The 19,519-nt window shown below is 66.8% G+C and carries 14 protein-coding genes; 8 read left to right on the top strand and 6 right to left on the bottom strand.

The window, feature by feature from the left end; all coding sequences use genetic code 11:
- Positions 1 to 80: 80 nt before the first annotated feature.
- Entirely contained in the window at positions 81 to 959 is an 879-nt protein-coding gene (locus ACNHKD_RS07850) for a pirin family protein (protein ID WP_442756513.1), read from the top strand.
- Here ACNHKD_RS07850 and ACNHKD_RS07845 read toward each other — a convergent pair.
- Both ACNHKD_RS07845 and ACNHKD_RS07840 read right to left on the bottom strand, forming a co-directional pair.
- The gene (locus tag ACNHKD_RS07845; protein WP_442756512.1) at positions 914 to 2,683 is read right to left on the bottom strand and encodes an ATP-binding protein; all 1,770 of its coding nucleotides are present in this window, start codon (positions 2,681 to 2,683) and stop codon (positions 914 to 916) included. The two genes, ACNHKD_RS07850 and ACNHKD_RS07845, sit on opposite strands and share 46 nt — an antisense overlap.
- 62 nt (positions 2,684 to 2,745) lie before the next feature.
- The gene (locus tag ACNHKD_RS07840) at positions 2,746 to 4,284 is read right to left on the bottom strand and encodes a YifB family Mg chelatase-like AAA ATPase (RefSeq protein WP_442756511.1); all 1,539 of its coding nucleotides are present in this window, start codon (positions 4,282 to 4,284) and stop codon (positions 2,746 to 2,748) included.
- A gap of 166 nt (positions 4,285 to 4,450) precedes the next feature.
- Here ACNHKD_RS07840 and ACNHKD_RS07835 point away from each other — a divergent pair, with 166 nt between their 5' ends.
- Positions 4,451 to 5,245, top strand: a complete 795-nt coding sequence (locus ACNHKD_RS07835; RefSeq protein WP_442756510.1) for a lytic murein transglycosylase — start codon at positions 4,451 to 4,453, stop codon at positions 5,243 to 5,245.
- Positions 5,246 to 5,310: 65 nt separating this feature from the next.
- On the opposite strand, the gene ACNHKD_RS07830 is transcribed toward ACNHKD_RS07835, so the two are convergent.
- Positions 5,311 to 6,114 (bottom strand): hypothetical protein, encoded by an 804-nt coding sequence (locus ACNHKD_RS07830; RefSeq protein WP_442756509.1) that lies wholly within the window; start codon positions 6,112 to 6,114, stop codon positions 5,311 to 5,313.
- Between the two features lie 486 nt (positions 6,115 to 6,600).
- Between ACNHKD_RS07830 and ACNHKD_RS07825 the strand changes: the two genes are divergently transcribed.
- A complete protein-coding gene (locus ACNHKD_RS07825) occupies positions 6,601 to 7,374 on the top strand; it encodes a Bax inhibitor-1/YccA family protein (RefSeq protein ID WP_442756508.1) in 774 nt (257 codons plus the stop codon).
- A gap of 91 nt (positions 7,375 to 7,465) precedes the next feature.
- On the top strand, positions 7,466 to 8,836 hold the full coding sequence (locus tag ACNHKD_RS07820; RefSeq protein ID WP_442756507.1) for an IS1182 family transposase: 1,371 nt from the start codon (positions 7,466 to 7,468) through the stop codon (positions 8,834 to 8,836).
- 144 nt (positions 8,837 to 8,980) lie between these two features.
- Here ACNHKD_RS07820 and ACNHKD_RS07815 read toward each other — a convergent pair whose 3' ends face one another.
- Positions 8,981 to 9,403 carry a DUF2794 domain-containing protein gene (locus ACNHKD_RS07815; protein WP_442756506.1) on the bottom strand — a complete coding sequence of 141 codons (423 nt, stop codon included), beginning with the start codon at positions 9,401 to 9,403 and terminating at the stop codon, positions 8,981 to 8,983.
- Between the two features lie 474 nt (positions 9,404 to 9,877).
- Here ACNHKD_RS07815 and htpG point away from each other — a divergent pair, with 474 nt between their 5' ends.
- The 3 genes from htpG to ACNHKD_RS07800 all read left to right on the top strand — a co-directional run bounded on the left by htpG (position 9,878) and on the right by ACNHKD_RS07800 (position 14,093).
- Positions 9,878 to 11,770: a molecular chaperone HtpG gene (gene htpG / locus ACNHKD_RS07810; RefSeq protein ID WP_442756505.1), complete on the top strand. Its 1,893-nt coding sequence runs from the start codon at positions 9,878 to 9,880 to the stop codon at positions 11,768 to 11,770.
- 6 nt (positions 11,771 to 11,776) lie between these two features.
- Positions 11,777 to 12,685, top strand: a complete 909-nt coding sequence (gene prmC, locus ACNHKD_RS07805; RefSeq protein WP_442756504.1) for a peptide chain release factor N(5)-glutamine methyltransferase — start codon at positions 11,777 to 11,779, stop codon at positions 12,683 to 12,685.
- A 511-nt stretch (positions 12,686 to 13,196) separates the two neighbouring features.
- Entirely contained in the window at positions 13,197 to 14,093 is an 897-nt protein-coding gene (locus tag ACNHKD_RS07800) for a DUF4167 domain-containing protein (RefSeq protein ID WP_442756503.1), read from the top strand.
- Between the two features lie 53 nt (positions 14,094 to 14,146).
- On the opposite strand, the gene ACNHKD_RS07795 is transcribed toward ACNHKD_RS07800, so the two are convergent.
- Together ACNHKD_RS07795 and ACNHKD_RS07790 are read right to left on the bottom strand one after the other, a co-directional pair.
- The gene (locus ACNHKD_RS07795; RefSeq protein WP_442756502.1) at positions 14,147 to 14,905 is read right to left on the bottom strand and encodes an MOSC domain-containing protein; all 759 of its coding nucleotides are present in this window, start codon (positions 14,903 to 14,905) and stop codon (positions 14,147 to 14,149) included.
- Between the two features lie 890 nt (positions 14,906 to 15,795).
- A complete protein-coding gene (locus ACNHKD_RS07790) occupies positions 15,796 to 16,605 on the bottom strand; it encodes a class I SAM-dependent methyltransferase (protein ID WP_442756501.1) in 810 nt (269 codons plus the stop codon).
- A gap of 191 nt (positions 16,606 to 16,796) precedes the next feature.
- On the opposite strand from ACNHKD_RS07790, the gene clpB reads away from it, so the two are divergent.
- A complete protein-coding gene (gene clpB, locus ACNHKD_RS07785) occupies positions 16,797 to 19,424 on the top strand; it encodes an ATP-dependent chaperone ClpB (protein ID WP_442756500.1) in 2,628 nt (875 codons plus the stop codon).
- Positions 19,425 to 19,519 lie beyond the last annotated feature (95 nt).

Below are 19,519 nucleotides of genomic sequence, written 5' to 3'. Positions count from 1 at the left end.
TGTCGTTTGAACCTGGACCAAGGCGCGCCAGATAAATTCGAAGCGGTCGGCGCCGCGGAGGCGGCGCGAAGGAGCCGGCGATGAGAAAGGTCAGTGGCGTTTATCCCGCGCCTGAGAGGGTCCATTGGGTCGGCGACGGCTTTCCCGTGCGCACGCTCTTCTCGCACCAGGCGCAAGGGCCGCGCGTCAGCCCCTTTCTGCTTTGCGATTATGTGGCCCCCTTCGACTTTCCGCCCACGAAAGAGCGACGCGGCGTGGGTCAGCATCCGCATCGCGGCTTTGAGACCGTGACCGTCGTCTATGACGGCGAGGTGGCGCATCGCGACTCTACGGGAGCGGGCGGCGTCATCGGCCCCGGCGACGTTCAATGGATGACCGCGGGGGCCGGCGTGCTCCATGAGGAATATCACTCCGAGGCTTACGCCAGACGCGGCGGGCGGTTCGAGATGGCGCAGCTATGGGTCAACCTTCCGGCGCGCCTGAAGATGACGCGGCCGCGCTACCAGACCTTGCGTGACGACGACATTCCGCGCGTCGAGCTGAACGACGAGGTCGGAATGATCCGGGTGATCGCGGGCGAGTGGGCGGGCTTCAGAGGACCGGCGCAGACGGCGACTCCGATGAACGTCTGGGACGTTCGCATCGACGAAGGGCAAAATGCGATTTTCGATTTGCCGAAGGGACATAATCTCGTCGTCGCCGTCCTCGACGGTCCGGTCGTCGTCAATGAGGAGGGCCATGCACGGGCGGGGGAGACGATCGTCTTCGACCGGCATGGCGGCGGGGTCGCCTTCTCTGCGCAGGCCGATGCAAAGCTGCTCCTCCTGAGCGGCGAACCGATCGACGAGCCTGTCGCGCAGCAAGGCCCCTTCGTGATGAACAGCCCGGCCGAGCTTGCGGAAGCGTTCGACGATTATCGCGCCGGCAGGTTCGGGACGATTGCCCCACTGGGCGGCTGAAGGGCCGCAACGCCGCGCCTTTCGGCCTCGCGCGGCGCAAGACGCAATTCCTCGATCGTGGCGGCGAGCGCCGCGAAATCGACGGGCTTCGTCAGAAAGGCGTCGACGCCGGCGGCGCGGGCCGCGCGCTCGTCCTCTTCCTGCGCGCTTGCGGTCAACGCCAGAATGGGCGTGCGGGGCGCTCTCGCGCCGGCCTCGGTCTCACGGATGCGGCGCGTCGCTTCCCGCCCGTCGAGTTCGGGCATGAAGAGATCCATGACGATGACGTCGTAAGGCTCCATCGCCGCCATGGCGACGGCCTCGGCTCCGTTGCGCGCGCGAGCGGCTTCGGCGCCGAGCTTGCCAAGGTGGCGCATGAGAATCAGCGCGTTTATGTCATTGTCCTCGGCGACGAGCGCCTTGAGACCGGCGAGCGACTGGACAGGCTCCGGAGCCGCCGCCCTCGGCGCATCCGCCGCCTGTCGACGAAGCCCTTGCGAAAGACGCGACACAAGCGAGGCGCATCGCACGGGCTTCACCAGCCAGCCGTCGAAATCGCGGAGCGCCGCTTCGCCGAAAGCGCGCCGCTCCAGCGGGGAGAAGAGCAGGAAGAGGCGACGCGCGCCAGCCGTTCGGGCCGCCGCCGCCAGCCCCGCGGCGTTTTCGGCCCCGACAGCGCAGTCGACGATGACGGCGTCGAGCGCTTCGCTTCGCGAAAGGCGTCCCCGCGCGGCCGACTCGCTTTCGGCGACGGCCGCCATCGCCCCGACCGAGCGCAGGCGTTCGGCGAGATAGGGCGCCTCGAAACGGCTGGCGCCGACAACCAGGACGTTCAATCCCAGGAGCGGCTCCGGGGCCGGCGACGCGCCCGCCGGCCCCGGCAGCGAGAAGGCGAAGGTCGAGCCCTTGTCGGAGGTTTCGGCCAGGGCCAAAGCGCCGCCCATCTGAGCGACCAGCCGGCGCGATATGGCGAGGCCGAGGCCGGTGCCGCCATGACGCCGCGTCGCCGAGGCGTCGCCCTGCTCGAACTCCTCGAAGATCGCCTTGCGCGCGTTCGGCGGGACGCCCGGCCCGGTGTCGCGCACCTTGAAGCGCAGAGTCTCGCCGCGCCGCGACAGGCGCAGCCCCACGCCGCCGGTTTCGGTGAAATTGACTGCGTTGCCAATGAGGTTGACGAGCACCTGCCGCAGCCGCGACGGATCTCCCTCGATTTCGCGCGGGACGTCGGGCGCGATGACGCTCGCGATTTCCAATCCTTTGGCGAAGGCGCGCGGCGCCAGCAATTCGACGACGCCCTCGACGAGAGGCGCCAGCGCGAAGGTCTCGCGGCGCAATTCCAGCTTGCCCGCCTCGATCTTCGAGAAGTCGAGAATGTCGTCGATGAGCTGGGCGAGCGCGCGGCTGGAATCGTTGATCGCCTCCACATAGCTCGCCTGCTCGGCGTCGAGCCGCGTCATGGCGAGGAGCTGGGCGAGACCCATCACGCCGTTGAGCGGCGTGCGGATTTCATGGCTCACTGTCGCAAGAAAGCGGGACTTGGCGAGGCTCGCCGCCTCCGCCTTGTCGCGAGCGTCCGCCGCGGCTCGCAGCTCCCAGATTTCGTCGCGCAGGCGCTCCAGCTCCGCCTCGACCTCGCCGGGCTTTCGCCTGTGCGGACCCTTACGGAGAGCAAAGAAAACCGCCGCCGCAAGCAGCAGGACCGCCGCCTGCGCGACGATGAGGACCGAAATTTCTGCGCCGCTCATCAATCAGACTCCGCTCGCGGCGCGGATCATGGCGCGGGTCGATTGATAAAGTATCCCATCCCTCACGCGGCGACCCGCCCCGCGGCAAGCCCGGCGCGATAGGACAACGCCTCGGCGAGATGCGGGCGCGTCACCTCCTCCGAACCGTCGAGATCCGCGATGGTGCGCGCGAGCTTGAGAACGCGATGGAAACCCCGCGCGCTAAGCGCGAACCGGTCCGAAGCCTCGCGAATGAGGGCGGCGCCCGGCCCGTCGAGCTTGGCCACCCGTTCGACGACAGCCGCTGGCGCGGCGGCGTTGGCGGCGACGCCCGGTAGCTCGAGCGCTTCGTAACGGTCTCGTTGCAAGGCGCGGGCGCGGGCGACGCGAGCGGCGACCTCCCGCGACCCCTCCGCGGGCGGCGGCAGGACAAGATCGGCGGCGGTGACGGCCGGAACCTCGATCTGCAGGTCGAAGCGGTCCAGCAGCGGGCCGGAAAGCCGCGCCTGATATTGCGCGACGCAGCGCTCATTGGGCTGGCGGCGACAGGCGTAACCCGGATCGAGCGCATGGCCGCAGCGGCAGGGATTCATGGCCGCGACGAGCTGGAAACGCGCCGGGTAGACGGCGCGGTGATTCGCGCGCGAAACGGCTACCTCGCCGGTCTCGAGCGGCTGGCGCAGACTGTCGAGAACTTGCGGCTGGAACTCCGGCAGTTCGTCGAGGAAAAGCACGCCGTTATGGGCGAGCGAAATCTCGCCCGGCTTGGCGTGCGTCCCGCCGCCGACCAGCGCGGCCATGGAAGCCGAATGATGCGGGGCGCGAAAGGGACGGCGGTCCGTGAGCTCGCCCCCGGCGATCTGCCCGGCGACCGAATGGATCATCGAAACTTCAAGCAGTTCGCGCGGCGTCAGCGCCGGAAGAATGGAGGGCAGCCGCGCCGCGAGCATGGACTTGCCGGCGCCCGGCGGACCGCTCATCAGGAGATTGTGGCCGCCCGCCGCCGCGATCTCCAGCGCGCGCTTGGCGCTCTCCTGCCCCTTGATGTCGGCGAGATCGGGCAGATCCGCGGCGCGGGCGCGCACGGCCGGCTCCGGCCGCGCCAGCGCCTGGGTTCCCTTCACGTGATTGACGAGCTGGATGAGCGAGCGCGGGGCCAGCACCTCCATCTCGCGCGACGCCCAGGCGGCCTCCGGGCCGCATTCCCTAGGGCAGATCAGCCCCTGCCCGCGGGCGTTGGCCGCCATGGCGGCGGGCAGCGCCCCCGTCACCGGCGTCAGCGTCCCGTCGAGCGCCAGTTCGCCAAGCACGACGAAGCCTTCCAGCGCGTCTGACGGGATGGCGCCGATCGCCGCCATCACGCCGAGCGCGATCGGAAGATCGTAATGGCTGCCTTCCTTCGGCATGTCCGCCGGCGCGAGATTGACGGTGACTCGCTTCGCCGGCAGCGCGAGGCCCGAGGCGATGAGGGCGGCGCGCACGCGCTCGCGCGATTCGGCGACCGCCTTGTCGCCGAGGCCGACCACGTTGAACACGACCGACCCGGGCGAAATCTGCACCTGAACGTCGACTGGACGCGCCTCCACGCCTTCGAACGCGACCGTCGCCACCCGAACCGCCATGCCAAACGCTCCAAGAACCGCAAGCTTAAACTAGACAATCGTAGCCGCGGGCGTTGGCGGGCGCAAGAACAATATACGAACGCACCCTCGGCGCGCAGGCCATGGTTGCCGAGGCGCCAAAATTGGTTAGGCTCGCGGCGTTCGGAAACGCCCCAGGAGGAGGCCGATGAAAAGATTTTCCCAAGCCGGCGCGGCGGCGCTCATTATCGCCGCCGCGATTGTCGGCGCGGCGCCCGCGCAGGCCGCGCGCTGCGGCAGCGGCGCCGGCGGTTTCGAGGCCTGGAAGCAGGAATTCGCCGAAGAATCGCGCGGCCGCGTGGGCTCCGCCGGCGTCGATGCGCTGATGGACACGCACTACAATTCGGCGACCATCGGCGCCGACCGCGGGCAGAAGAGCTTTCACCTGTCGCTCGAAGCCTTCATGCAAAAGCGCGGGGCGAACGCGATCGTCGCGAAGGGACGCCAGCTCAAGCGCTCCATGGCGGGCCTCTTCCAGTCGATCGAGAGCCGCTACGGCGTGCCGCCGGGCCCGCTGCTCGCCATCTGGGGCATGGAGACGGGCTTCGGCGCCGTGCATGGCAACCAGCACGCGCTCTCGGCCGTGGCGACGCTCGCCTATGACTGCCGGCGGTCGGAATATTTCACCGACCAGCTTTATGCGGCGCTGGAGCTGATCGACCATGGACGGCTTTCGCCGGGCGCGCGCGGCTCCATGCATGGCGAGATCGGCCAGACGCAGTTCCTGCCGAAGAACATCCTGCACTATGGCGTGGGCAATCTCGACAACGCCCAGGCGGCGCTGATGTCCACGGCGAACTTCCTGCACGCCCATGGCTGGCAGGCGGGCGCGGGCTATCAGCCGGGCGAGCCGAACTTCGCGGCGATCCAGGCGTGGAACGCGGCCTCGGTCTACGAACGCGCCATCGCGATCATCGGCCGGCAGATCGACGGCGGGGAATAAAATGAAAAACCGCCGCCCCGGAAAAGAGGGCGGCGGTCCCTTGAAAACATTGGCGAAGCGGAAGCTTACTCCGCGGCCGTCTTGTATTTGTCGATATCGTCGTGGTCGTCGTCGCGCTTGGCCCCGCCGGCGTCGTCCTTGGGTCCGTCGGACGGGCTCGCGTCCCCGGACGTCGACTCAGCCCCTGCTTCGGCCCCTGCGTCGGTCGGATCGACCGGAGGAAGCGGCGGCGTCTTGAACGCCATTGCGGCCGTCGAAATTTGCGGCGGCGGGTTGCGGCGGCGATGTACGAGATAGATGAGAAACGCCGCGATCACGCCGAGCGCCAGCGTCAGATAGACAGGCAGATCGCGCATGAAGGTGCGGTCCACCGAGAAGGGGAATCGCGACACCCAGCGTTCGCCATGGTCGCCCGTCACCGTCACTATGCCGACGAAATAGCCGCCGTCCTTGAAATTGTGCTCGAAGTTGACCGTGCCGGTCGGATAGGTCTTAGGCGGCTGGTAAGCCACGGTCACCGCGTCGAGATTCTCGTTTTCCCTGGCCGCGCCGCCCACATCCTTTACGATGCGCAGCTCGATCTTCATGTCGCGAAGCTCGTCCTGCTCCGCGTCGAGCACCATGATCATGGGGCCGGTCGAGGGAATATCCTCGCAAAACTCGTTTTTCGAGGCCTCGGGCAGGTAGCCCGTGAAGTTCATGATGTCCGGCCCGATAAACAGGCGGCAGCGGCCTTCCGCGGCGCCCAGCCGGCCATGGGCCTCCGCCGGACCCGCGGCCATCGCCGCGAAGGCGAGGCCGGCCGCCAGGGCGAGGAGCTTCATGGGCTTCATGATTGCGTGAAACGAAGTTGAAGCATCGTCACTCATCTTCTCCTCCTGGTCTTCGTGCGGCAAAGACACGCGACGCTCAGGAACTCGGTTTTGCGCCGCGCAAATTCCCACCGCTCCCGGAAGGCGGGCGACGCCGTTTGTTTGATGTTATCGCATTCCGTTATATGAGCAAGGGTGCGACAATCGGTCATCTATCCCGCTCTGCAACATATCCAGCGGCGCGACGCGTAGCGCGCCGCCCGGCGTAGACCAGGGCGTTGTGGAGGGGCTGCAAGGGATCGCCGACGCCTCGCCAAGGCGATTGTGCAGGTGCGAAGCGGCGCCGGCCGACCGGAAGGCGGGTCCGCCCCGAGCCGGGGCGAAAACGCTCTCTTAAGCCTAGTATCACCTTAACAAGAGTTCATCCGACCGCATATTGCCTCGCAATCAGGCCCAAGCCATATTGCAGGGAGCCATAATGGTTCAGGCCACGGGCGATGGCGGATTGCCGCGCGCCCGGCCTTGGAGATCGAGAGGATCGCTATGTCTCATTACGACCGCAACACGAGCTTCGGCTACGGCCGCGGGGTCGCCCGGTCGACCACGGCCGAGATCGACGAGGGCCTGCGCGCCTACATGCTCGGCGTCTACAACTATATGACACTCGGCCTCGCCGTGACGGGCCTTGTGGCGCTGGGCGCGTTCATGCTCGCCAATCCGCAATTCGTCGGCGGCAAGCTCGTCGCCTTGTCGCCCTTCGGCACGCTGATCTACACCACGCCGCTGCGCTGGGTCATCATGCTCTCGCCGCTGGCTTTCGTGTTCCTCATCGGCGCGCGCGCCTCCGCCATGTCGGCGGCCACGGCGCGCAACCTGTTCCTCGCCTTCTCGGCGGTGATGGGCCTGTCCATGTCGTGGATCCTGCTGGTCTTCACCGGCGTGTCGGTGGCGCGCGTCTTCTTCATTACGGCGGCGGCTTTCGGCGGCCTGAGCCTCTACGGTTATATGACGAAGCGTGACCTCTCCGCCTTCGGCTCCTTCCTCGTGATGGGCGTCTGGGGACTCGTTATCGCCGGCCTCGTCAACCTGTTCCTGCAGTCGACCGGCCTTCAGTTCGCGCTGTCGATCCTGTCCGTGCTGATCTTCTCGGGCCTCACCGCCTGGGACACCCAGAATATCAAGAACATGTATTACGAAGGCGCGGGTTATGAGGCCGCCCAGAAGATGAGCGTGTTCGGCGCGCTGTCGCTTTATCTGGACTTCATCAACATGTTCCAGTCGCTGATGTTCCTGCTGGGCAACCAGCGCAGCGACTAACCGGCCAAGACCCGAAAAGCCCCGCTCCGGCGGGGCTTCAGACTGCTGACAAACCCCTGGCGCAAGCTGGGGGTTTTTGATTCACTGGGTCATGCTTCGCAAACCCGGCCCTGAGCAGACGGCGATCGAGATGGTGACGCTCGACCAGCTTGTCCCCGCCGACCACCTGCTTCGGAAAATCGAGGCGGCGGTCGATTTCTCGTTCATCCACGAGCGGGTCGCGGGGCTTTATTGCCCGGACAATGGGCGGCCGCCGCTCGATCCGACCTTGATGTTCAAGGCGCTGTTCATCGGTTATCTGTTCGGCGTGCGCTCGGAGCGCCAGCTCGTGCGCGAGATCGAGGTCAATGTCGCCTATCGCTGGTTTCTGCGGCTGAAGCTGACCGATCCGGTCTTCGACGCCTCGACGCTGAGCCAGAACCTCCGCCGGCGTTATCAGGACGAGAGCGTCGCGCAGGACATCTTCGACCGCATTGTCGAGCAGGCGATCGCGCACGGCTTCGTGTCGGGAAAGGTCCTTTACACGGACTCGACGCATCTGAAGGCGAGCGCCAACAAGAACAAGTTCGACAAAGCCGTGGTCGAGAAGTCGCGCGCCGACTATTGGGCGGCGCTCGACGCCGCGATCGACGAAGACCGCGCCGCGCACGGCAAGAAGCCCTTGCCGGAGAAGGAGCGCCAGCCCGCCGTTGTCGAGACCAAAGTGTCCCGCACGGATCCCGAGAGCGGCTATATGGCGCGCGATGGCAAGCCGAAGGGCTTCTTTTATCTCGACCACCGCACGGTGGACGGGCGGCATGGGATCATCACCGACAGCTTCGCGACGCCGGCCAATGTGCATGACAGCATCGTCTATCTCGCGCGGCTCGACCGGCAGCGGGACCGCTTCGAGCTGAATGTGCGCGCGGTGGGGCTGGACGCCGGCTACGCCACGGCGGGGATCGCCAAAGGGCTGGAGGATCGTGGGCTTTACGGCGTGACGGGCTATCGCAATCCGACGCCGCCCAAGCCCGGCATGATGCGCAAAAGCGCCTTTCGATACGACCCCGAGGCCGACGTCTATCGCTGTCCGCAGGGCCAGGCGCTCGCTTATGCGACGACGGATCGCACGGGCTACCGGCATTACAAATCCGACCCGGCCGCGTGCCGCGCCTGCCCGCTGCTGGGCTCTTGCACCGGCAACGCCAAGGCCGAGCGCACCCTCACCCGCCACGTCTGGCAGGACGCGCGCGAACGGGTCGACGCCCATCGGCTCACCATCGAGGGCAGGTTTATCTACAAGCGGCGCAAGGAAACGGTGGAGCGCTCCTTCGCCGACGCCAAGCAGCTCTTCGGCCACCGCTACGCGCGGTTCCGGGGTCTCTTGCGCGTGCGATGGCAATGCCTGCTCGCCGCCGCCGCGCAGAATATGAAGAAGATCGCCCTGCTCATGGCCAACAGGGCCGATCCGAGGCTTGCGTGACGCCCCAGGACCCATTCACTCCTCGAAAAATCCGCCACTTCGCCCTCCTCCCCAACCAAAACAAAAACCCCCGCCAAAAATGACGGGGGTTTGTCAGTGATCTGAAGCCCCGCTCCGGCGGGGCTTTTTTCGTTGCGCGTCTCTCTATTCGGCCCCGACAATGCGCAGGCCCTTGTCGAGCGCGCGCAGCACCCGGGCGAGGTCGTGCCCGCGGCGCATGACGAGGCCGCCGGCGGCGATCACCGCATATGCGCCCTGCCTGCGGGCAAGCTCCGGGTTCTTCTCGATGCGATACAGCGGCGCCTCGCTCGTGCGCCTGAAGACCGAGAATACGGCCTTGGACGGCGTAAAATCGAGAGCGTAATCGCGCCACTCGCCCGAGGCGACCTTTGCGCCGTAGAGATTGAAAAGCTGGTTGAGTTCGCGCCGGTCGAACGAGACAAGCGGATTTGCGCCGCCCTCTCCCCACCCCGCCGGGCTATCGCCCTGCCCCGGTCTTCCGGAGCCGGCCACCACGGTCAGGGCGGGTCGATATCGGCTGGGCTCTGTCGTCTCCGACTCCGCCATGCGTCATCTCCAACTTTCCGTCATGTTTGCGCGATGGCGGCGTCAGGGCAAGCCTTCTCTGCGGCAACGGCCGCACAAATCGGCGGGGCGCTTCTTAACCGTAGCCTCTATAAGCAAAATTCACATTTTCGCCCCTATTGAGCCCCTTGCAGGTCAAACGAGCTGGCCAATATCTGTTGTCATTGCCACGGCCGGCTTTCGCGCGCTTTTCCGGTTTTCGTCAGCCCCCCAGCCCCCCGGGATCGCGTGTTCGCAAGTCGATGATGGTCGTGGCGATGGACGGGTCGGCCGGGAGCAATCCCGAGCCGACCCTGTCTTTCGGGCCGTCATTCCAGAATTGGCCGATCTTTCAGCGAACCCGCCTTGCAATATGCGCGTCAATGACAAATTGAGGAGGCGCGGCCGCAAGACCGCCTCGTTTCCCTTTTTAATCAGGCGCTCCCCCGACGGAGCGCGACCGTATTTGGAGACTCCATGACCAACGACGCTGCTACCGCCGACGCGCCGCAACAGTTCGGCTTCGAAGCGGATGTCGCGCAGCTCCTCGAATTGATGACGCACTCCGTCTATTCGGAGCGCGACGTCTTCCTGCGCGAACTGATCTCAAACGCCGCCGATGCTTGCGAGAAGCTGCGCTACGAATCGCTCTCCAACGAAAAGCTCGCCGCGCAAGCGGGCGCGCCGCTCGTTACGATCACGCTCGACAAGGAGAGGCGCCAGCTCACCGTCGCCGACAATGGCGTCGGCATGTCGCATGACGAGCTCGTCAGCGCGCTCGGCGCCATCGCCAATTCCGGCACCCGCGCTTTTCTCGAAAAGCTCGGCAAGGAGAATGGGAGCGAAGGCTCCTCGCTCATCGGCCGATTCGGCGTGGGCTTCTATTCCGTCTTCATGGTCGCGGACCTCGTCGAGGTCGCGACGCGACGCGCCGGCGAGGACGAGGCCTGGCTGTGGTCGTCCGAGGGCAAGGGAACCTATTCCATCGCGCCGCTCGCGCCTGAGAAGGCTCCTCCCGTCGGCGCGCGCGTGACGCTGCATCTCAACGCCGAGAGCGGCGAGTTTCTCGAGCCCTGGCGAATCGAAAACATCGTGCGCGAGCACTCCGGCGCGGTCTCGACGCCGATCGACCTCGTCGAGGAGCCCGGCAAGGAGCCGCGCCGCATCGCAGACGGCGCAGCGCTCTGGGCCAAGCCGAAATCCGAGATCACGCAGGAGCAATACACGGATTTCTACCGCCAGCTTTCCGGCGCCTATGACGAGCCGGCGCTGACGGCGCATTGGCGCGCCGAGGGACGCACCGAATATACCGTGCTCGCTTTTGTCCCGAGCGCGCGCCCCTTCGATCTCTTCGAGCCCTCGCGCAAGAGCAAGTCCAAGCTCTATGTGCGCCGCGTGCTGATCTCTCGTGAGGCGGAGCTGCTTCCAGCCTTTCTGCGCTTCGTGCGGCTCGTGGTCGACAGCGCAGACATTCCGCTCAACGTCTCGCGCGAGATGGCGCAGAAGAGCCCCGCCATCGCCTCCATCGGCAAGGCGGTCGCGACTCGTATTCTGCAAGAGCTGAAGAAGCTCGCCGAGCATGAGCCGGAGAAATTCGCGGCCGTGTGGGAGAACTTCGGCGCCGTTCTGAAGGAAGGCCTGCACGAGGATCCGAGCCGCCGCGACGATCTCTTCGCCATCGCCGGCTTCGCCTCCACGAAGTCCGAGGGCAAGGCGCGGACGCTGAAGGATTACGTCGCCGATCTGCGCGAGAATCAGACGGCGATCTATTACATCACGGGCGACGACGCGAAGCGGCTGGCCGCAAGCCCGCAGCTCGAAGGTTTTCGCGCGCGCGGCGTGGAGGTTCTGCTTCTCGACGATCCCGTCGATTCCTTCTGGGTGACGAGCGCGCTGGGCTTCGAAGGCAAGCCGTTCAAATCCGTGACGCAGGGCGCCGCCGATATTGATCTCGTTCCACTCGCGGAAGAGGCGAAGGACGAAGCGCAGCCCGCAGCGGATGTCGGCGATCTTGTCGCCGCTCTGAGGGAGACGCTCGCAGATTCGGTCGAGGACGTCCGCGTCTCGACGCGCCTGACCGAGAGCGCCGCCTGTCTCGTCGCATCCGACAAGGGCCTGGACCGCCAGCTCGCGCGCATTCTCTCGGAAAGCGGGCAGAACGGACTCTTCGGCAAGCCGGTGCTTGAGATCAACGCCAGGCACCCGGCCGTAGCCGCGCTCGTGATGAGCCTGCGCGACAAGGGTCGCGGCGGCGCTGCGGACGGCATGCATCTGCTGCTTGACCTCGCCCGCGTCGCCGACGGCGAGCAGCCGGTGGACCCGGCGGCCTTCGCCAGGCGTCTCTCCGCCCTCATCGCGAAAGGCGCATAAGCACAAGTGAGTCGCGAACCCGCAACCGCCTCTGCCGATCCCGAGAAGACAACCTCGCGCGCGCAGGCGATCGCCGAGGTCGCGGCCTATCTCGTCGCCAGCGGCGTCGCGCCCGACGAGGCGCAAGAAGATTCGCGCGCCTTGCTGCGCGCCGCCGCCGGTTTGACGCGCCTGCAGCTCGCCATGTCGCCGCAGGCGCCGCTCGCCGAAGCCGAAGCCGAGCGCCTGTCGCGCTACGCCGCTCGGCGCGCCGCGCGCGAGCCCGTCTCTCGCATTTTGGGCGAGCGCGGCTTCTGGACGCTCGACCTGGTCATCGCGCCCAATGTGCTCGACCCGCGCTCCGACACTGAAACGCTTGTGGAAACGACTTTGGCGCTGGTCGAGAAGCGCGACGCGCCGCTCGAGATTCTCGATCTCGGTTGCGGCTCCGGCGCGATCATCTGCGCGCTGCTCAGCGAATTGCCGCGCGCGCGGGGCGTCGCCGTCGATCTCTCGGCGGACGCCTGCGCCGCAACGGCGGAGAATCTCGCGCGCTGCGGCTTCGCGACGCGCGCGCGGGTGGTTCGCGGCCGATGGGGCGAGTCTCTTTCCGGACCTTACGACGTGATCGTCTCCAACCCACCTTATATTCGAGCGGGAGACATTCCCGCGCTCGATCCCGAAGTGCGGCTCTACGATCCGGCGCTCGCGCTCGACGGCGGTCCCGACGGGCTGGACTGCTATCGCGACCTTGTCGCGGATCTGCCGAGGCTGTCGAAACCCGACGGCCTTGTCGCTTTCGAGGTGGGCTGCGACCAGGCGGTGAGCGTGGCCGCGCTCTTCGGCGACAAGGGTTTCGGCGTGGCGCGCGTCGGCCGGGACGCAGGCGGACATGAGCGCGTGGTGGCGGCGCGCCCGGCGCCCACGCGGTCGTGACATATTGGGCACAGTTTCGGGTTTTCGCTAACGCCGATACAACGTCGTACTTGGCTCTGGGGGGTGCAGCCTCTATAGTCTGACCTATATCAGCTGAAAGAAATCGAGATGGGGATCTCGAATATTCCGGGCCCGCCTCGCGAGCGGTAGCCCAGGAAGGGCCGGCAGAGGCTGGCGTGTAAGCTGCATGATCCCGGCGGAGTAAGGCCACGTCGATCTTCGCGGCGTGCATCCCTTTAAGATGCGCGACCGCCAAAGTCCGCCGCGTTCGTATGGAGCGACCGCAATGACGGTCGCCAGTCGCCGAACGCTTGTTGGGGATCGCGCAGCGGCAAGCGGCAGGACCCGGGATTGAACGAGAGCGCGGCCAGACGCTCTCACAGACGATCGTTTTGAGCGCGCGGCGGCTGGCCGCAGGCCCGACGATCTTTTTCGGCGGAACGGCGCGGCGTCGACCCGACCAGTTTTGCGTCATTTGCGCGCGCGTCGCGCGAAGCTTTCGGGGGAGTGGATGAGACCAGGACAGAACAAGCGCATGCGGGGGCGCAGCGGCCGCAAAGGCCCCAACCCGCTGACCCGCTCCTATGAGTCGAACGGGCCGGACGTGAAGATCCGCGGCACCGCTCAGCATATTGCCGAGAAATATCTGCAGCTCGCCCGCGACGCGCAGTCCTCCGGCGACACGATCATGGCCGAAAGCCTGCTGCAGCACGCCGAACATTATTTCCGCCTGATCGCGGCCGCCCAGGTCGCCCAACAGCAGGCGAACGGTTTCGGCCGCCCGCAGGTGGAGGCGGAGGTCGAGATGGAGGACGACGACGATTTCGCCGCCCTGCCGGACCGCTTCGCGCCGCTCTCCGAGCGCCTGCCGCAGCCGGTCTACCAGGCGCAGCCGCAGCCCTTCATGCCACAACCCCAGCCGCAGCCGCATTTCACGCAGCCGCAGCCCCAGCCGCAGCCTTACGAGGAGCGCCCGATCGGCGAGATGCGGGTGGATATGCGGGGCGAGCGCGGCGAGCGCATGGAGCGCGGCGAACGTCCGCCGCGCCCCGAGCGTCCGCCTTTCCGCGAGCGCAACCCCGACAGCGACCAGCCGCGCCGTTTCGAGCGCAATCGCGACCGCCGCTTCCAGCGGCCGGAGGCGAATGACGAGGCGGCGCCGAGCCTGCCCTCCTTCATCACCGCGCCGCCGGCCCGCCCGGTCGTCGCCGAGGCCGAGGCGCCCGAAACGGGCTTCTCCCCGTCCGCCGAGCGTCAGCCCGCCCGCGAGCATGAGGGCGTGAATTTCCATCTGAGCTCGCGCCGCCGCCGCCGTCCGGCCCGCGCGCAGCTTGAGGAGCCGGCGGGCGATACGCGCGAAGAGGCCCCGGCCCCGAGCGAGTCGCCCTTCGAGCCGGACCGCTTCTGACGGCGGGACGAGAATTTGGACGAGCCGCCCTTCGCCGGGCGGCTCTTTTCGTTTCAGACGAGCGATATCGCGTCTCCGACGGAGATTCGCCCGCCCTTCTCGATTCGCGCATAGACGCCGCAATCGATATGGCCGAAATTATCGCGCAGTGTCTGCACGACGTCCATGTCGCGCTTGCCGGTCCCCGGCTCGACGCCCGTGGCGGCGCAGCGGTCCGTCATTTTCAGCACGTCGAGCGTGGCGCCGCCGATCCGCAGCTTTTTCCCGGGCCAGTCCGCCTCCGACCAGGCCTCGGCGTCCCCGACATAGAGATTGCCGCGAAAGCGCAGCGGATCGACCTTGGCGCCCTGCGCCTTCTCGACGGCCGCGACGCTGGCGAGATTGATGAGCGAAACAAAGCCTGATTTCGAGTCGGTGAAGCGGAAGCCGCTCGGCGCTTCAAGCAGCCTCACTGGCCCCCGAACCTCCGGCGCGCCGACGAAATCGCTGAGAAAACGCTCGATCGCCGCCCGGCCTTCCGCGCTGCGCAGATCGCCCGCAGCCACCTCCCGTCCCTTCCGCGAAATCGTCAGCACGCCGGCGGCCTCGTCATAGCGCGTCGCGAGCCCCGCCAGCGCGGCGTTCCTCATGAGCATGAGAAACTTGATCTTCGGCTGATGCGCCGGGCAAGCGGGATCGAAGCCCGAGGGACCGTTCTCCAGCGCGAAAAGCCGGTCGCAGGGGAAATAGCCGTCGGCGGGAAGATCGGCCGAATCGAGCGGTTCCGGCGAAAGCCCCTTGACCGGGTAACGATAGAGTTTGGCGAGGCGCATTCGAGTCTCCGGCTGGCTGTTCGTTTTCCGGCCTCAAGGCGGGAGGGGCGGGCTTTTGTCAAGGGCGCGATGCTTCGGGCGACGCTCTCATCACGGCGCCGCCCCCGGTCCGGCCACGCAAACGGCTCCCGTTAATTCCCAACACGAAAACTCCCGCCGCCGAAAGCCGGCGCGGGCTGTTGCAGGAAGCCGGGATGCCCCGGCCCCGTTCGGCCGAGTGCGTGAGTGAAAAGCGCGTCGGAGCCAAGGCGTCCCGGCTGCGGTCTTTATTCGCGCGCACCTTTCCTTCCGGGGTGGGGTCGTCGCGCGACCTTGGCCCGTCCGGCGCGGCCGCCAGGCGGCGGCCGCTTCTTTCCCGGGGGCGCTTTGGAGCAAGTTCTGATCGAAAAAGTCTGACAACTTTTTCGGAACGTGCTCGCGCTCCCGGGCGCGCGCAAGGGTTCACATTGCGCCGCCTCCGGCCCGCCGGCGCTTTCCCTTTCGGTACTCGCGCCGCGCGTCGCGGACCGGAAACTACGCCCAGCCTTCGCGCGGATTTCCCCGCGCTTCTCCCCACCAAGGAGAGACCCGGCAGGCGGCGCCGTAACTCCCGCGCGGAACGAGGGTCGCCGCCCCGCGCTTAACCGGCCCCGCCAGCGCCGCCGACCCGACGACGCCCCTGTTGGTTGGCGAGGCGGGCCAAGCATAAGCGAGGTTTGCGGGGTGGGGATAAGTCGGGGAGATTTGGGCGCGTGAATGCGGGCCTGAAGGCCCGCGCTCCACGTCGTCATGCCCGCGCTTGTCGCGGGCATCCACGCGACGCCCGCTTGACGCGCCTTGCGGCGTTTGTGCGATGTCCAGACGTGGATGGCCATGACGGGTTGCTTGCTTCACGCAGCGCCGGAAGCTCCCTACCTGACAGCCACGCTGTAAAGCACATTCGTCGCGATCGCCTCGCAGCCGCGGAGCCGCGACAAATTCCTCTCGCGCACCCGGGCCAGCGTCGCGGCGTCGAGCTGGGCGAGCGTTCCCCGATAGCCGCTCCCCATGGCGATCAGCCACCAATCCTCCGGCGAAATGATAGGATGGCTTCCGGCTTCCGCGACGATTTCCGCTTCGGCGATCCCCGCCTCGGCGAGCATTTCCCGCAGGCCCGCGGGCGTCGATATCCGCTCCCAGGGGTTGAAGCCTTTCAGCAGGTCGGGCCGCTCTTCGCCGATGGCCTCCCAGAAGGCGCCATTGGCGGGCTCGAAGAGATCCGGCCCCCAGGTGGTGATGGCGAGGCGCCCGCCGGGGCGCAGCATCCGCCAGAGCTCTTTCGTGGCCGCGACCATGTCGGGGACGAAGAAAATCCCGAAGACGCAGATAATGACGTCGAAGCTCGCGTCGGGATAGCCCAGCGCCAGCATGTCGCCGGTCCGGAAGTCGAGATGGCGGAGGCCCTTCTCGCGCGCCTTCGCCGCCCCGAGCGCGACGAGCCGCTCGGCGAGATCGACCGCGACGACTTTTCCCTCCGGCCCGACCGATTCGGCGGCGGGCAGAGCAGAGCCGCCGCTTCCGCAACAGACGTCGAGGACGGTTTCGCCCGCCCGTAGGCCCAGGCGCTCGACCGTGCGGCGGCCGAAGCGGTGCCAGAAGGAGCTGACCGGGTGGTCGAAATAATCCGCGGCCGCGTTGTAGGCGGCGGCCGCCTTGGCTTTCGCGATTTCCAGTTCGTTCAACTCGAAGCCTCAGCTTTGTCCCGCGCCCGTTCGCCGCACCCTACCCTGCCACGCTTGCGCGCCATACCCCCTTCAACTCCGGGGCGCCCTCCCCATATCGCCATGAGGGCCGCCATAAGGGGCCGCAAATCCATGACGCTGGGCGCATCGCTCGAAATGAGGACGCGCCTCGAAGGTCGAGAGGGGAAAGAATGAATTTCGAGAAATATACCGAACGCGCGCGCGGATTCGTGCAGAGCGCGCAGAGCCTCGCCACGCGCGAGGGCCATCAGCAATTCACGCCCGAGCACATTTTGAAGGTTCTGCTCGACGACGAGCAGGGTCTTTCCGCCGGCCTTATCGACCGCGCCGGCGGCAATTCGCGCGAGGCGCTGGCCAAGGTGGAAGCGGCGCTGGCGAAGCTTCCCAAGGTCGCCGGCTCCGGCGCCGGTCAGCTTTATCTCGCGCCCGCGACGGCGCGGCTTTTCGCCAACGCCGAGCAGATCGCGCAGAAGGCGGGCGACTCCTATGTCACCGTCGAGCGCCTGTTGCTGGCGCTGGCCTTGGAGAAGGACACAGAGGCCGCGAAGATTCTGCGCGACGCGGGCGTGACGCCGCAGACGCTGAACGCCGCGATCGAGGATCTGCGCAAGGGCCGCACCGCCGATACAGCCTCCGCCGAGAACCAGTATGACGCACTCAAGAAATACGCCCGCGACCTCACCGAAGCGGCGCGCGAGGGCAAGCTCGATCCGGTGATCGGCCGCGACGAAGAAATTCGCCGCACCGTGCAGGTGCTGTCGCGCCGCACGAAGAATAATCCCGTGTTGATCGGCGAACCCGGCGTCGGCAAGACGGCGATCGTCGAAGGCTTGGCGTTGCGCATCGTCAATGGCGACGTGCCGGAATCTCTCGAAGACAAGAAACTGCTGGCGCTCGACATGGGCGCGCTCATCGCCGGCGCGAAATATCGCGGCGAGTTCGAGGAACGCCTCAAGGCCGTGCTGGGCGAGATCACGGCCGCCGAGGGCAAGATCATCCTCTTCATCGACGAGATGCACACGCTGGTCGGCGCCGGCAAGGCGGACGGCGCGATGGACGCGTCGAACCTCTTAAAGCCTGCGCTGGCGCGCGGCGAGCTGCATTGCGTCGGCGCGACCACGCTCGACGAATATCGCAAGCATGTCGAGAAGGACGCGGCGCTGGCCCGTCGCTTCCAGCCCGTCTTCGTCGACGAGCCGACGGTCGAGGACACGATTTCGATTCTGCGCGGGCTGAAAGAAAAATATGAGATGCACCACGGCGTGCGCATCACCGACAGCGCCATCGTGGCGGCGGCGACCTTGTCGAACCGCTACATCTCCGACCGCTTCCTGCCCGACAAGGCGATCGACCTTGTGGACGAAGCCTCGTCGCGCCTGCGCATGCAGATCGACTCCAAGCCCGAGGAGCTGGACGAACTCGACCGCCGAATCATCCAGCTCAAGATCGAGCAGGAGGCGCTGAAGAAGGAGACGGACGCGGCCTCGAAGGATCGTCTGGCGAAGCTCGAAGGCGAGCTTGCGGACCTTGAGGAGAAATCCTCCGCGCTCACCGCGCGCTGGAAGGCGGAGAAGGACAAGCTCGGCAGCGCCCAGAAGCTGAAAGAGCAGCTTGAACACGCGCGCAACGAACTCGCCCAGGCGCAGCGCCGCGGCGAATATCAGCGCGCGGGCGAATTGACCTATGGCGTGATCCCGGACCTCGAGAAGAAGCTTGCGGACACCGAGGCGGCCGAGGGCAAGGGCGCGCTGATCGAGGAAGCCGTGACGGCGAACGACATTGCGCAGGTGGTGTCGCGCTGGACGGGCGTGCCGGTCGACAAGATGCTGGAGGGCGAACGCGAGAAGCTTCTCCATATGGAGGAGGAGCTGGCGAAGCGCGTCATCGGGCAGCGCGAGGCGGTGGAGGCGGTCTCGACCGCCGTGCGCCGCGCCCGCGCGGGGTTGCAGGACCCGAACCGCCCGATCGGCAGCTTCATCTTCCTCGGCCCGACGGGCGTCGGCAAGACGGAGCTCACCAAGGCGCTCGCCGCGTTCCTCTTCGACGACGAGACCGCGATGGTGCGCCTCGACATGTCTGAATACATGGAAAAGCACTCCGTCGCCCGCCTCATCGGCGCGCCTCCCGGCTATGTCGGCTATGAGGAAGGCGGCGCGCTGACGGAAGCGGTTCGCCGCCGGCCCTATCAGGTCGTGCTCTTCGACGAGATCGAGAAGGCGCATCCGGACGTGTTCAACGTGCTGCTGCAGGTGCTCGACGACGGGCGCCTGACGGACGGCCAGGGCCGCACGGTCGACTTCAAGAACACGCTCATCATCATGACGTCGAATCTCGGCGCTGAATTCCTTGTCATGCAGAAGGAGGGCGAGGACTCGAGCGCGGTGCATGACGAGGTGATGTCGGTGGTGCGCGCGCATTTCCGGCCCGAGTTCCTGAACCGCGTCGACGAAATCATCCTGTTCCACCGCCTGCGGCGCGAGGACATGGGCGCGATCGTCGATATCCAGGCGAAGCGGCTCCAGAAGCTGCTGGAGGATCGCAAGATCACGCTGCATCTGGACGGCAAGGCGCGTGACTGGCTCGCGGCCAAGGGCTACGACCCGGCCTATGGCGCGCGTCCCCTGAAGCGCGTGTTGCAGAAGGAGTTGCAGGACGCGCTGGCCGAAAGGCTGCTCGCGGGCGAGATCGCGGACGGCGCGACAGTGGAGATCTCCGCCGAGGGCGCGACGCTCACCATTGACGGCAAGCCGACGCATGGGCCGGCAAGACCGGTGCTGCGGACAGTGGGGAACGCGTGAAGCCCCCTCTCCCCGCGTGCGGGGAGAGGGTTGGGGTGAGGGGCCAAGCGACCGCGAATTGCCGAATCGTTCAAGCGGACGCCCTGCCCCTCACC

This window comes from Methylocystis sp. JAN1 (genome assembly GCF_052186135.1).
In the GTDB taxonomy this organism is placed as follows: Bacteria; Pseudomonadota; Alphaproteobacteria; order Rhizobiales; family Beijerinckiaceae; genus Methylocystis.
This window is presented reverse-complemented; position numbering and strand designations above follow the sequence as displayed.

Bases quoted from the DNA above. Each gene is read 5' to 3' on its own strand.
- ACNHKD_RS07850 (WP_442756513.1), top strand. From the start codon at position 81: ATGAGAAAGGTCAGTGGCGTTTATCCCGCGCCTGAGAGGGTCCATTGG.
- ACNHKD_RS07845 (WP_442756512.1), bottom strand. From the start codon at position 2,683: ATGAGCGGCGCAGAAATTTCGGTCCTCATCGTCGCGCAGGCGGCGGTC.
- ACNHKD_RS07840 (WP_442756511.1), bottom strand. From the start codon at position 4,284: ATGGCGGTTCGGGTGGCGACGGTCGCGTTCGAAGGCGTGGAGGCGCGT.
- ACNHKD_RS07835 (WP_442756510.1), top strand. From the start codon at position 4,451: ATGAAAAGATTTTCCCAAGCCGGCGCGGCGGCGCTCATTATCGCCGCC.
- ACNHKD_RS07830 (WP_442756509.1), bottom strand. From the start codon at position 6,114: ATGAGTGACGATGCTTCAACTTCGTTTCACGCAATCATGAAGCCCATG.
- ACNHKD_RS07825 (WP_442756508.1), top strand. From the start codon at position 6,601: ATGTCTCATTACGACCGCAACACGAGCTTCGGCTACGGCCGCGGGGTC.
- ACNHKD_RS07820 (WP_442756507.1), top strand. From the start codon at position 7,466: ATGCTTCGCAAACCCGGCCCTGAGCAGACGGCGATCGAGATGGTGACG.
- ACNHKD_RS07815 (WP_442756506.1), bottom strand. From the start codon at position 9,403: ATGGCGGAGTCGGAGACGACAGAGCCCAGCCGATATCGACCCGCCCTG.
- htpG (WP_442756505.1), top strand. From the start codon at position 9,878: ATGACCAACGACGCTGCTACCGCCGACGCGCCGCAACAGTTCGGCTTC.
- ACNHKD_RS07800 (WP_442756503.1), top strand. From the start codon at position 13,197: ATGAGACCAGGACAGAACAAGCGCATGCGGGGGCGCAGCGGCCGCAAA.
- ACNHKD_RS07795 (WP_442756502.1), bottom strand. From the start codon at position 14,905: ATGCGCCTCGCCAAACTCTATCGTTACCCGGTCAAGGGGCTTTCGCCG.
- clpB (WP_442756500.1), top strand. From the start codon at position 16,797: ATGAATTTCGAGAAATATACCGAACGCGCGCGCGGATTCGTGCAGAGC.